The 11,994-nt window shown below is 66.4% G+C and carries 9 protein-coding genes and 1 pseudogene; 9 read left to right on the top strand and 1 reads right to left on the bottom strand.

Features of this window, described 5'->3' with window-relative positions:
• Positions 1-205: 205 nt before the first annotated feature.
• Positions 206-1,111, bottom strand: coding sequence for a LysR family transcriptional regulator (locus SJH88_RS16730; protein WP_274755136.1), 906 nt, complete (start codon positions 1,109-1,111; stop codon positions 206-208).
• A gap of 126 nt (positions 1,112-1,237) precedes the next feature.
• On the opposite strand from SJH88_RS16730, the gene SJH88_RS16725 reads away from it, so the two are divergent.
• The 9 genes and pseudogenes from SJH88_RS16725 to SJH88_RS16685 all read left to right on the top strand — a co-directional run.
• Complete coding sequence (locus SJH88_RS16725; protein WP_274755135.1) at positions 1,238-3,355, top strand: 3-hydroxyacyl-CoA dehydrogenase NAD-binding domain-containing protein; 2,118 nt, start codon at positions 1,238-1,240, stop codon at positions 3,353-3,355.
• Between the two features lie 286 nt (positions 3,356-3,641).
• The gene (locus SJH88_RS16720) at positions 3,642-4,838 is read left to right on the top strand and encodes an acetyl-CoA C-acyltransferase (protein WP_274755134.1); all 1,197 of its coding nucleotides are present in this window, start codon (positions 3,642-3,644) and stop codon (positions 4,836-4,838) included.
• Positions 4,839-4,914: 76 nt separating this feature from the next.
• Complete coding sequence (locus SJH88_RS16715) at positions 4,915-6,114, top strand: acyl-CoA dehydrogenase family protein (RefSeq protein WP_274755133.1); 1,200 nt, start codon at positions 4,915-4,917, stop codon at positions 6,112-6,114.
• 145 nt (positions 6,115-6,259) lie between these two features.
• Positions 6,260-7,396, top strand: coding sequence for an acyl-CoA dehydrogenase family protein (locus SJH88_RS16710; RefSeq protein WP_274755132.1), 1,137 nt, complete (start codon positions 6,260-6,262; stop codon positions 7,394-7,396).
• An 83-nt stretch (positions 7,397-7,479) separates the two neighbouring features.
• Positions 7,480-8,286 (top strand): oxepin-CoA hydrolase, alternative type, encoded by an 807-nt coding sequence (locus tag SJH88_RS16705; protein WP_042418126.1) that lies wholly within the window; start codon positions 7,480-7,482, stop codon positions 8,284-8,286.
• A gap of 33 nt (positions 8,287-8,319) precedes the next feature.
• On the top strand, positions 8,320-9,561 hold the full coding sequence (locus tag SJH88_RS16700) for a CaiB/BaiF CoA transferase family protein (RefSeq protein ID WP_042418129.1): 1,242 nt from the start codon (positions 8,320-8,322) through the stop codon (positions 9,559-9,561).
• Between the two features lie 101 nt (positions 9,562-9,662).
• Positions 9,663-10,664 carry a Bug family tripartite tricarboxylate transporter substrate binding protein gene (locus tag SJH88_RS16695; RefSeq protein WP_274755131.1) on the top strand — a complete coding sequence of 334 codons (1,002 nt, stop codon included), beginning with the start codon at positions 9,663-9,665 and terminating at the stop codon, positions 10,662-10,664.
• Between the two features lie 58 nt (positions 10,665-10,722).
• Entirely contained in the window at positions 10,723-11,706 is a 984-nt protein-coding gene (locus tag SJH88_RS16690) for a Bug family tripartite tricarboxylate transporter substrate binding protein (RefSeq protein ID WP_274755130.1), read from the top strand.
• Between the two features lie 168 nt (positions 11,707-11,874).
• Positions 11,875-11,994, top strand: a pseudogene (locus tag SJH88_RS16685) (electron transfer flavoprotein subunit beta/FixA family protein); the annotation flags it as partial.

Genomic DNA, 11,994 nt, shown 5'->3' with positions numbered 1-11,994 from the left:
CCCCGAGGGCCGGCCCGAGCGTCCGTCGCGGGAAGAGGGGCGTGCCTGGCCCTCGCACCGGCGCGACCGTGAAGAGGGGGGCCGCGACTGAGCGTGCGCGGCGATCCCACAGCACCCGCAGGCCTGTGCCTGCGGGTTTTTTAATGGCCGTGGGGCCTGGGCCGGGGCTTGTGGGGTTGGTAGGGCTGGGCCGCAGCCCCTGGCGTCATGCCGTCGTGGGCTGGGCCTCGCCGCGGGCCTTGGCCAGCAGAAAGTCGATGCAGGTGCGCACCGCCCGGGTCTGGTGGCGGTTGGGCAGGTACAGCAGGTACATGTGCGTGCCGAAGATGCTCAGCCGGTAGTCGTGCAAGGTGGTCAGCACCTCGCCGGTGGCCACGTTGTCCTGCACCACATAGTCGGGCACCAGGCCCACGCCCAGGCTGGCCAGGATGCCCTGGCGCAGGAAGGGAAAGTGCTCGGAGATGATGGTCGGCTCCAGCGTCACCTCCTGGCGCTCCAGCCCCTGGTAGGCCGCCAGGCGCAGCTGGCGCCCCATCACGCCGGCGGTGATCAGCGGGCTGGCGCGCAGCTCCATCAGCGTCTGCGGCAGGCCGTGCTGCGCAGCGTAGTCCCTGGAGGCGCAGGCCACATAGCGCACATCGCCCAGGCTGCGCGCCACCACGGACAGGGGCGGCTCCTGCATCACGCGGATGGCGATGTCGACCTCGTCGCGTAGGTTGTCGGCGCGGTTCTCGAACAGCACGTCCAGCACGATGCCGGGGTACAGCCGCTTGAACTCGATCAGCCAGTCGCTCACCACGATCTGGCCATAGCCGCTGGGCACGCTGATGCCCACGCGCCCGCGCAATTCCTGGCCCAGGCTGGTGATGGTCTCGCGCGCGGCCAGCATTTCGTTGTGGATGTTGCGCCCGTGCTCGTACAGGCGCAGCCCGACCTCGGTGGGCTCCACCCGGCGCGTGGTGCGCTTGACCAGTTGCACGCCGACCGACTTTTCCAGCTGCGACAGGTGGTAGCTGACGTTGGCCCGCGTCATCTTCAGCTTGCGCGCGGCCTGGCTGAGGTTGCCGCTGTCGATGATCTCCACCAGCAGGGTGAGTGACTGCAGGTCCATTGCGGGTTTTCCCTGGTTATTGTCTAAATTTATTTGACGCTCTGTCAATTATTGAGGTGATTGTAAAGAGCCTTTGTCGTAGTACAAACGGCTTTTCCCTGAAAACCGATTTCCGGAGACACGCGCATGAGTTCCGACAACACCGCTTCTGTGGTCCAAACCCGCCTCGATGGCGAGGTGCTGGTGGTCAGCATCCACAACCCCCCCGTCAATGCACTGGGTCAGGCCGTGCGCGCCGGTTTGCTGGCCGCCGTGGAGCAGGCTGCGGCCGATGCGGCCGTGAAGGCCCTGCTGATCGTCGGTGAGGGCAAGGCCTTCATCGCCGGCGCCGACATCCGTGAATTCGGCAAGCCCGCCATGCCCCCCTCGCTGCCCGAGGTCTGCAACGCGATTGAAGCCAGCCCCAAGCTGGTCGTGGCGGCCATCCACGGCCCCGCCCTGGGGGGCGGCCTGGAGGTGGCGCTGTCGGCCCACTACCGCCTGGCACTGCCCAAGGCGCTGCTGGGCCTGCCCGAAGTGAACCTTGGCCTGCTGCCCGGCGCCGGCGGCACCCAGCGTGCCCCGCGCGTGATGGGCGTGAAGGCCGCCACCGAGCTGATGCTCAGCGGCAAGCACCTGTCGGCCAAGGCCGCTGCGGCATCCGGCCTGGTGGACCAGTTGGTTGAAGGCGACGATGTGACCGCCGCCGGCCTGGCCTATACCCGCGGCCTGCTGGCGGCCGGCGCCCCCGTGCGCCGCACCCGCGACATCGAGATCACCGACAAGGTCGGTGCCCTGGCCGAGCTGGAAGCCCTGGCCATCGACACCGCCAAGAAGGCGCGTGGCCTGTTCTCGCCGCTGAAGATCATCGAGTGCGCCAAGGCCGCCGTGAACCTGCCGTTCGAGCAGGGCCTGGCCCATGAACGCGCCCTGTTCGTGCAGTGCCTGGAAAGCCCCCAGCGCCAGGGCTTGATTCATGCCTTCTTCGCCGAGCGCGAGACCGCCAAGATCCCTGAAGCCAAGGCCGCCGCACCGCGTGCCTTTGCCAAGCTGGCCATCATCGGTGGCGGCACCATGGGCGCCGGCATCACCGTGGCGGCGCTGGACGCCGGCTACCCCGTGATCATGGTCGAGCGCGATGCCGAGTCCATCGCCCGGGGCCAGGCCAATGTGGAAAAGGTCTACAACGGCCTGATTGCCAAGGGCCGCATGACGGAAGAGGGCAAGGCCGCCATCATGGCGCGCTACACCCCTTCGACCAGCTACGACGACCTGAAGGACGTGGACCTGGTGATCGAGGCCGTGTTCGAAGACCTGGAGGTCAAGAAGGCCGTGTTCAAGGAGCTGGACCGCGTCTGCAAGCCCGGCGCGGTGCTGGCCACCAACACCTCCTACCTGGACATCGACGCGATTGCCGATGCCACGGCCCGCCCGCAGGACGTGATCGGCCTGCACTTCTTCAGCCCCGCCAACATCATGAAGCTGCTGGAGATCGTGGTGCCCGTCAAGGTCTCCGCCGATGTCGTGGCCACGGCCTTCGAGCTGGCCAAGAAGCTGAAGAAGGTGCCCGTGCGCGCCGGCGTCTGCGATGGCTTCATCGGCAACCGCATCCTGGCCGTGTACAAGCAGGCCGCCGACTTTCTTCTGGAAGACGGTGCCTCGCCCTACGAGATCGACGCGGCCGTGCGCGGCTTTGGCTACCCCATGGGCCCCTTCCAGGTCACCGACCTGGCCGGCGGTGACATCGGCTGGGCCACGCGCAAGCGCCGCGCCGCGACGCGTGACCCCAAGGCGCGCTACGTCGAGGTGGCCGACCGCATCTGCGAGAACGGCTGGTTCGGCCAGAAGACCGGCCGCGGCTTCTACCTGTACCCGCAGGGCGCGCGCGTCGGCCAGCCCGACCCCGAAGTGCTGGCGATTGTCGACGCCGAGCGCGCCAAGAAGGGTGTGACGCCACGCCAGTTCACCCCCGAGGAAATCATGCGCCGCTACATGGCCGCCATGGTCAACGAAGGCGCCAAGGTGGTCGAAGAGGGAATCGCCCTGCGTCCCCTGGATGTGGACGTGACCTTCATCTCCGGCTACGGCTTCCCCCGCTGGCGCGGCGGCCCCATGAAGTGGGCCGACATGCAGGGCCTGGACAAGATCCTGGCCGACATCCAGGCGTTCGAGCAGGAAGACCCGCTGTTCTGGAAGCCCGCCGCCCTGCTGAAAAAGCTGGTCGCCGAAGGCAAGAACTTTGACAGCCTGAACCAGGCGGACTAAAGCCTGCCCAGGGGCGGCCACCTGCACAGGGCGCCGCCTCCGTCAGGCAGCGTGATCGGCGTGCGCCGCCGCGTGCGGCGCACAAAGAGGAAGGGCCGCAAGGCCCATCAGGGAGTACCGGGGGCACACAAAAACCAGGCCACCGGGCCGCACGTTCAAGGTGCGGCATCAAAAAGAGAAGCTGGAAGCGCAATAACAACCAGGCTTTCCATATCAAAAGTATTGGAAAGACTTGAAACAACAGCGCTGACAGCTATCCAAACCAATTCAACCGAGACAACACACCATGCGCGAAGCCGTCATCGTTTCCACCGCCCGCACGCCGCTGACCAAGTCGCACCGCGGCGAGTTCAACATCACGCCCGCCGCCCAGCTGGCCGCGTTTTCCGTCAAGGCAGCGGTGGAGCGCTCGGGCGTGGACCCCGCCATGATCGAGGACCTGATCCTCGGCTGCGGCAACCCCGACGGCTTCCAGGGCCGCAACCTAGGCCGCCAGACCGTGCTGCGCGCTGAGCTGCCGCTGAGCATTGCCGGCACCACCATCACGCGCTACTGCGCCTCGGGCCTGCAGTCCATCGCCATCGCGGCGGGCCGCGTGGTGGCCGAAGGTGTGGACGCCATGATTGCCGGTGGCGTGGAAACCATCTCCGGCATCCGCGCGGGCAACAACTTGCCCACCGACATGGACCCCTGGCTGGTTGAGCGCAAGCCCGAGCTGTTCATGGCCATGATCGACACCGCCGACGTGGTGGCCAAGCGCTATCGCATCAGCCGCGAAGACCAGGACGCCTTCTCGCTGCTGAGCCAGCAGCGCACCGCCGCCGCGCAGGCGGCTGGTCTGTTCGACAACGAAATCATTCCTTGCGCCACGAAGATGGCGGAGAAGAACAAGGACACCGGCGAAGTCACCTACCGTGACGTCATCGCCACCCAGGACAACTGCAACCGTGCCAGCACCACGCTGGAAGGGCTGGCCAAGCTAGAGCCGGTGAAAGGCCCCGGCAACTTCATCACCGCGGGCAATGCCTCGCAGCTGTCCGACGGGTCGAGTGCCTGCGTGGTGGTCGAGGCCAAGGTGGCCGAGCGCCTGGGCCTGCAGCCGCTGGGTGCCTTCCGTGGCTTTGCCGTGGCCGGTTGCGAGCCTGACGAGATGGGCATTGGCCCCGTGTTTGCCGTGCCCAAGCTGCTGGCACGCCACGGCCTGACCGTGGACGACATCGACCTGTGGGAGCTGAACGAGGCCTTCGCCTCGCAGGCCCTGTACTGCCAGCGCCAGCTGGGCATTCCCACCGAACGCCTGAACGTCAATGGCGGCGCCATCTCCATCGGCCACCCGTTTGGCATGACTGGCGCGCGCCTGGCCGGCCACATCCTGCTGGAAGGCCAGCGCCGCAAGGCCAAGGACCCGTCGGTCAAGTACGGCGTGGTGACCATGTGCATTGCCGGTGGCATGGGCGCAGCGGGCTTGTTTGAGATCTTTTGATCACGCCCTGCGCGGCAGGGCATACAGATTTGAAGTTTGACGGCGCACCGCGCCACGGATTACTGAGGACATCGCAATGGATTTGCAATTCACCCCCCAAGAAGAGGCGTTCCGCGCCGAAGTGCAGGCCTTCCTGAAGGACAAGCTGCCCGCGCGCATTGCCCACAAGGTCAAGGCCGGTCAGCGTCTGACCAAGGAAGACCAGTCTGAGTGGCACGCCATCCTGAACGAGCGCGGCTGGTACGCCAACCACTGGCCCAAGGAATACGGTGGCCCCGGCTGGGGTGCTGTGGAAAAGTTCATTTTCGACACCGAGTGTGCGCTGGCCGGTGGCCCGCGCATCGTGCCGTTTGGCGTGAACATGCTGGGCCCGGTGCTGATCAAGTACGGCAGCGAGGCGCAGAAGAAGTACTGGCTGCCCCGCATCCTGAACGGCGATGACTGGTGGTGCCAGGGCTATTCGGAACCCGGAGCGGGCTCCGATCTGGCCTCGGTCAAAACCACGGCCGTGCGCGACGGCGACCACTACATCGTCAACGGCCAGAAGACCTGGACCACCCAGGGCCAGCACGCCAACATGATCTTCTGCCTGGTGCGCACCAACAAGGACGCCAAGGCCCAGGCCGGCATCAGCTTCCTGCTGGTGGACATGAACACCCCCGGCGTGGAGCTGCGCCCCATCCGCACGCTGGACGGCGACAAGGAAGTCAACGAGGTCTTCTTCACCGACGTGAAGGTGCCCGTCGAAAACCTGGTGGGTGAAGAGAACAAGGGCTGGACCTATGCCAAGTACCTGCTGACCTATGAGCGCACCGGCATCGCCGGCGTGGGCTTTTGCATCTCGGCGCTGGCCAAGCTCAAGGTCATCGCCGCCAAGGTGCACAAGAACGGCCAGCCACTGAACCAGGACCCGCTGTTCGCCGCCCGCATGGCGCGCGTCGAGATCGACCTGGAAAACATGAAGACCACCAACCTGCGCGTGATCGCCGCCGTGGCCGGTGGCGGTGTGCCCGGTGCGGAAAGCTCCATGCTGAAGATCCGCGGCACCGAGATTCGCCAGGAAATCCTGTCGCTGATCCGCCGCGCCATGGGTGTGTACGCCACGCCCTACATTGATGCGGCCCAGTACGAAGGCTACGACGAAGCGCCTGTGGGCGGTATCGACGAAGCGGCCACCGCAGCGGCCAACTACTTCAACTACCGCAAGCTGTCGATCTTCGGCGGCTCCAACGAAATTCAGAAAAACATCATCTCCAAGATGATCCTGGGCTTGTAAATGTCCACCCCCCTGAGTCGCTGCGCGCCTTCCCCCAAGGGGGACGACACCCTTGCTGCGAGGCGGCTCTTGCTCGGTGTCTCCCTCGAAAGCGGTGATGCCGAGCGATCTGGATAGATGACCTGTTGGGTAGAAAGAATTTGTCATGAACTTCACACACACCGAAGACCGCCGCATGCTGGCGGACAGCCTGAACCGCTTCGTGGCGGAGCAGTACGACATCGAGCACCGCAACCAGCTGGCCTATGGCGACGAAGGCCACAGCCCCGCGCTGTACGCCCAGTTTGCGGAACTGGGCGCCATCGGCGCGCTGTTTCCTGAAGACGCAGGCGGCTTTGGCGGCTCGGGCTTTGACATCAGCGTGGTGTTCGAATCGCTGGGCCGCGGCCTGGTGGCCGAGCCCCTGCTGGGCGCCCTGGTCGTGGGCCAGGCGCTGATTGCCGCGGGCACCGAATCGCAAAAGCAGCGCCTGGACGACATCATCGCCGGCGGCGTGATCGCCGCCCTGGCGCACGATGAACCCGGCAGCCACTACGAGCTGAACAAGGTCACCGCCACGGCCGCCAAGACCGCCACGGGCTGGGTGCTGAACGGCGCCAAGAGCGTGGTGGCCTTGGGCGAAAAGGCCGACCTGCTGCTGGTGTCGGCACGCACGGCCGGTGGTGCCTTCGACGAAGCCGGCATCAGCCTGTTCCTGGTGGATGGCACCACGGCCGGTATCGGCAAGCGCGGCTACAGCTGCTTTGAAGGTGGCCGCGCCGCCGAGTTGACTTTCAACAACGTGCAGCTGGGTGCCGACGCCCTGCTGGGGGCCGAAGGCCAAGGCTATGGCCTGCTGGAGCACATCCAGGGTTATGCCCTGCTGGCGCTGGCGGCCGAGGCCCTGGGCGCCATGGACGTGGCCAAGCAGTACACGCTGGAGTATCTGCAGACCCGCAAGCAGTTCGGCGTGGCCATTGGCACCTTCCAGGCCCTGCAGCACCGCATGGCCGATCTGCTGCTGGAGGTGGAGCAGGTGCGTTCGACCGTGATCAACGCGGCCGATGCCATCGACAACGCCCAGGGCGTGGAGCGCGCCAAGATGCTGGCCGCGGCCAAGTACACCGTGGGCTACGCGGGCACGCTGGTGGCCGAGGAAAGCATCCAGATGCACGGCGGCATCGGCATGACCTGGGAGCTGCCCCTGGCGCACTACGCCAAGCGCCTGGTCATGATCGACCACCAGTTCGGTGACGAAGACCACCACCTGGCGCGCTTCATGGCGCTGAGCCAGGCCGTCTGAGTCCCAGGCCGCCCGGGCGCTGTGCGCCCGGGCGGCCGGCCCCGGCACCCACCGACCACGACAACAAGCCAAGGAGACATGCGGTGAACGATGCATTGCTGATTCGTCGCGAGGGGAATGTGCTCATCCTCTCCAACAACAACGTGGCCGCGCGCAACGCGCTGTCGCCCGAGTTCTATGCGGCCGTCACCACCGCGCTGGCGGACGCCGCGGCCGATGCCAGCATCGGCGCGGTCATCCTGACCGGCGAAGGCGGGCATTTCTGTGCCGGTGGCGATCTGCGTCAGCTGGCCAAGCGCCGCGAGCTGCCCGTGGAGCAGCGCCGCGAAAAGCTGGAAGGCCTGCACGACCTGATCCGCGCCGTGCGCGACTGCCCCAAGCCCGTCATTGCGGCGGTCGAAGGCGCGGCGGCCGGTGCCGGCCTGTCGCTGGCGCTGGCCTGCGACATGCTGGTGGCCGCGCGCGACAGCGTGTTCTCCGTGGCCTATGTGAAGGTCGGCCTGACGCCCGATGGCGGCGCCACCGCCTTCCTGTCTGAATTCGTCTCGCGCCAGGTGCTGACCGAGCTGTGCCTGACCGGCGAGCGCATCAGCGGCGAGCGCATGGAGCGCCTGGGCGCCGTCAACCGCCTGGCCGAACCCGGCCAGGCCATCGTGCTGGCGCTGGCGCTGGCGCAGCAGATCGCCCAGGGCCCCGAGCTGGCCATGGCGCGCATCAAGGACTTGTGCCGCCAGGCCCCCCGCAACACGCTGGAAGCACAGCTGGAGCTGGAAGCCCGCTACATGGTGCAGTCGCAAGAGACCGCCGAGTCGCGCGAAGGCATCGGTGCCTTCCTGGAAAAGCGCGCCCCCAGCTTCCGCCAGGCACCCAGCGTGCCGCTGACGCAGTAAACACCAGAACCACAGGCCCAGGGAGACCCTCACATGACCACCCAACCATTGCCCGACGACATCGACTTTCCGCTGGAAGGCGTGCGCGTGCTCGATCTGTCGCGGGTGTTTGCCGGCCCCTTGTGTGGCCAGGTGCTGGCCGACTTCGGTGCCGAAGTCATCAAGGTGGAGCACCCCGGCCGCGGCGATGACACGCGCGACTGGGGCATGCGCATCGGCCAGACCGAGACCACCTACTACAACAGCATGAACCGCAACAAGCGGTCCATCACGCTGGACCTGCAAAGCGCCGAAGGCGTGCAGATCATCTATGACCTGCTGCCGCAGTTCGACGTGGTGATCCACAACTTCAAGCACGGCGGTGCCGACAAGCTGGGCCTGGGCTACGACAAGCTCAAGTCCATCAAGCCCGACCTGATCTATTGCAGTGTGGCCGGCTACAACAGCGACACCCCCGAGGCCAAGCGCCCCGGCTACGACCTGGTGATCCAGGCCGAGGCCGGCCTGATGGCCATCAACGGCGAGGAGGGCACGCCCCCGCTGAAGTTCGGCGTGGCCGTGGTCGACCTGATGACCGGCATGTACGCCGCCCAGGCCGTGCTGGCGGCGCTGTACCGCCGCAGCCGCAATGGCCGGGGCCGCCAGATCGAGCTGGCGCTGTACGACTGCGGCATCACCATCAACGGCTACTACGCGCTGGATGCCATGCTGCTGGGCCACGACACCCAGCGCTACGGCAACGCCCACCCGTCCATCGTGCCCTACGGCCTGTTCGAGGCGGCCGACGGTCCGCTGATCATCGGCGTGGGCAACAACCGCCAGTTCGAGGCCTTCTGCCGCCACGTCATCGACCGTCCCGACATCTTCGAAGACCCCCGCTACGCCACCAACGTGGAGCGGGCGCGCAACCGCCTCGAAGTGCTGCCCATGCTCAAGCAGATCATCGCCAGCCATCCGCGCCAGCAGCTGCTGGACCGCATGCACGCCGTGGGCATCCCCTGCGGCGAGGTGGCGGGCCTGCACGAGGCCCTGACCAGCCAGCGCACGCAGCAGGCCGGCATGTTCCACCAGATGCCGCACCCCGTGGCCGGCCAGACCTGGGTGTTTGCGCCGCCATACCGCCTGGATGGCCAGCGCCTGCCGATTCGCAACGCCCCGCCCACCCTGGGGGAGGCCACGCGCGAAGTGCTGCAGCAACTGCTGTCCATGAGCGATGCACAGCTGCAGGCGCTGAAGGACAAGGGCGTGCTGACGCTGCCCGAGCAACAAGGCTGATTTTTGCCAAGCCGGACCGCCTGCGACGGACCCACCAGAGGGCTGCGCGGCAAGGACCGAGGGCCGGCTTCCACCGTTCCGTTCAACAGGGAGACAATCACATGGACCGTATCACCATCCCCCGCCGCCAGTTCCTGGCCGCCACGGCCGCGGCCGCCGGCACCAGCCTGGGCGGCCTGCCCGCCTGGGCCAAGGCCGCCTACCCCAACAAGCCCGTGCGCTTCATCGTGCCCTTCAATCCCGGCGGCGCCACCGACATCGTGGCGCGCGTGCTGGCCGAGGCCATGTCCAAGAAGCTGGGCCAGCCCGTCATCGTGGAGAACAAGGCCGGTGCCTCGGCCATGCTGGGCACGGACATGGTCGCCAAGTCGGCCCCGGATGGCTACAACGTCGTGGTCTCGCTCAGCACCTCGCTGCTGATCAACCAGTTCCTGTACACCAAGATGGCCTACAACCCGCAGAAGGACCTGCTGATGCTGTCCCTGCTGGCCTCGGCCCCGGTGACCCTGGTGGTCCACCCCTCGGTGCCGGCCAACAACATGAAGGAGCTGCTGGCCTGGGTGAAGGCCCACAAGGGCAAGGTGTCCTATGGCTCCTGGGGCGTGGGCTCGTACGCCCACCTGGGCGGTGCCTACATGAGCAAGAGCATGGATGCCGACATGACCCACGTCGCCTACAAGGGCGAGGCGCCCATGATCCAGGAGCTGATCGGCGGCCAGCTGCAACTGTGCTTCTCCAGCGCGCAGAACACCAAGCCCTTCATCGACAGCGGCCGCCTCAAAGCCATCGGCGTGACCGGCAAGAGCCGCATGTCCGTGCTGCCCCAGCTGCCCACCATCTACGAGCAGGGCGTGACCGATGACGCCTACGCCATCGCCGGCTTTGTCGGCATGGCCCTGCCTGCCGGCACGCCCAAGGACGTGGTGGACGTGCTGTCCGCCGCCATCCAGGACGCCGCGCAGGACCCCAAGGTCAAGGAGCGCATCGACGGCGCAGGCTTCCTGCCCGTCTTCAGCAGCCCCGAAGGCTTTGCCAAGACCTATGCCCAGGCCGCACCCGTGTGGAAGTCGCTGATCGAAGTGGCCGACGCCCGGGTGGACTGACACCCCCGCGCAGGGCCTGGCCCTGCGCATGCATGACAACCAAACAGGAGACAAAGCAATGTACGCACACCCCATGACCCGACGCCTGGCGCTGGCCGCCGCAGCCACCGTGGTGGCCGGTTCCGCCTGGGCCCAGGCCGCCTGGCCCACCAAGCCCATCACCCTGATCGTGCCCTTCCCACCGGGCGGCCCCACCGACGTGGTCTCGCGCATCGTGGGCAAGGAACTGTCCGATCGTCTGGGCCAGCCCATCATCGTGGAAAACAAGTCCGGTGCCTCGGGCGCCATCGCAGCCGGCCAGGTCAAGCGCGCCGCCCCCGATGGCTACACGCTGATGACCCTGGCCACGCCCACGCTGTTCGCGCCGCTGTTCTACAAGAACACCGGCTACGAGGTGACGCAGGACTTCACCCCCATCGCCATGATCTACGACCTGCCCATCGTGATGGTCGTCAACCCCGAAAAGCTGCCCGGCGTGACCACGCTGCAGCAGCTGATCGACACCGCGCGTGCGCAAAAGGGGGCCCTGAACTACACCACCAGCGGCGCCGGCAGCTTTGGCCACATGAGCATGGAACTGCTCAAGGACCTGGGCAAGTTCGACATGCAGCACGTGGCCTACAAGGGCGGTGTGCCCGCCATCACCGACACCATCGGTGGCCAGGTGCCCATCATGTACGCCGACCTGGTCGCGGCCCTGCCGCACATCAAGTCCGGCAAGCTGGTGGCTGTGGCCGTGGGCTCGCCCGAGCGCGTGGCCATGATCCCCGAGGTCAAGACCATCGCCGAACAAGGCATCCATGGTTTCTCCGCCGTGTCCCTGGGCGCCTTCCTCGGCCCCAAGGGCCTGCCCCCGGCCGTGGTCGAGCGCTTGAACAAGGAACTCAAGGAAATCCTGTCGCAAAAGGCCGTGCAGGACCGCATCCTGGGCGCCGGCGCGATTGCCCGCTACCTGCCCGCTGCCCAGCTGCAGCAAAGCCTGACCACCGACTACGCCAAGTGGAGCAAGGTGGTGCGTGAAAAGGGGATGGCAGCGGAGTGAGTCTGTGAGCGCCCCAGCCGCCCGCCAGGGCGGCGGGCAGGGCCGCCATCGCGCAGGGTTCACCCAACGTGATGGCGGTATTTTGAAATACTGAATTCATAGCTGCCAGCGCTTGCTGTATAAGCGTTGGTGACCGTTTTAACCAACAATCATTGAAAGAGCAAAACCATGAAGGTATTGGTTCCAGTCAAGCGCGTGGTGGACTACAACGTCAAAGTCCGCGTGAAGTCCGACGGCACAGGCGTGGACATCGCCAACGTCAAGATGAGCATGAACCCGTTTGACGAA

The sequence above is a fragment of the Comamonas sp. GCA5 genome, from assembly GCF_036541385.1.
Taxonomy (GTDB): Bacteria; Pseudomonadota; Gammaproteobacteria; order Burkholderiales; family Burkholderiaceae_C; genus Comamonas; species Comamonas aquatica.
This window is presented reverse-complemented; position numbering and strand designations above follow the sequence as displayed.

Bases quoted from the DNA above. Each gene is read 5' to 3' on its own strand.
- SJH88_RS16690 (WP_274755130.1), top strand. From the start codon at position 10,723: ATGTACGCACACCCCATGACCCGACGCCTGGCGCTGGCCGCCGCAGCC.
- SJH88_RS16725 (WP_274755135.1), top strand. From the start codon at position 1,238: ATGAGTTCCGACAACACCGCTTCTGTGGTCCAAACCCGCCTCGATGGC.
- SJH88_RS16715 (WP_274755133.1), top strand. From the start codon at position 4,915: ATGGATTTGCAATTCACCCCCCAAGAAGAGGCGTTCCGCGCCGAAGTG.
- SJH88_RS16700 (WP_042418129.1), top strand. From the start codon at position 8,320: ATGACCACCCAACCATTGCCCGACGACATCGACTTTCCGCTGGAAGGC.
- SJH88_RS16720 (WP_274755134.1), top strand. From the start codon at position 3,642: ATGCGCGAAGCCGTCATCGTTTCCACCGCCCGCACGCCGCTGACCAAG.
- SJH88_RS16730 (WP_274755136.1), bottom strand. From the start codon at position 1,111: ATGGACCTGCAGTCACTCACCCTGCTGGTGGAGATCATCGACAGCGGC.
- SJH88_RS16710 (WP_274755132.1), top strand. From the start codon at position 6,260: ATGAACTTCACACACACCGAAGACCGCCGCATGCTGGCGGACAGCCTG.
- SJH88_RS16695 (WP_274755131.1), top strand. From the start codon at position 9,663: ATGGACCGTATCACCATCCCCCGCCGCCAGTTCCTGGCCGCCACGGCC.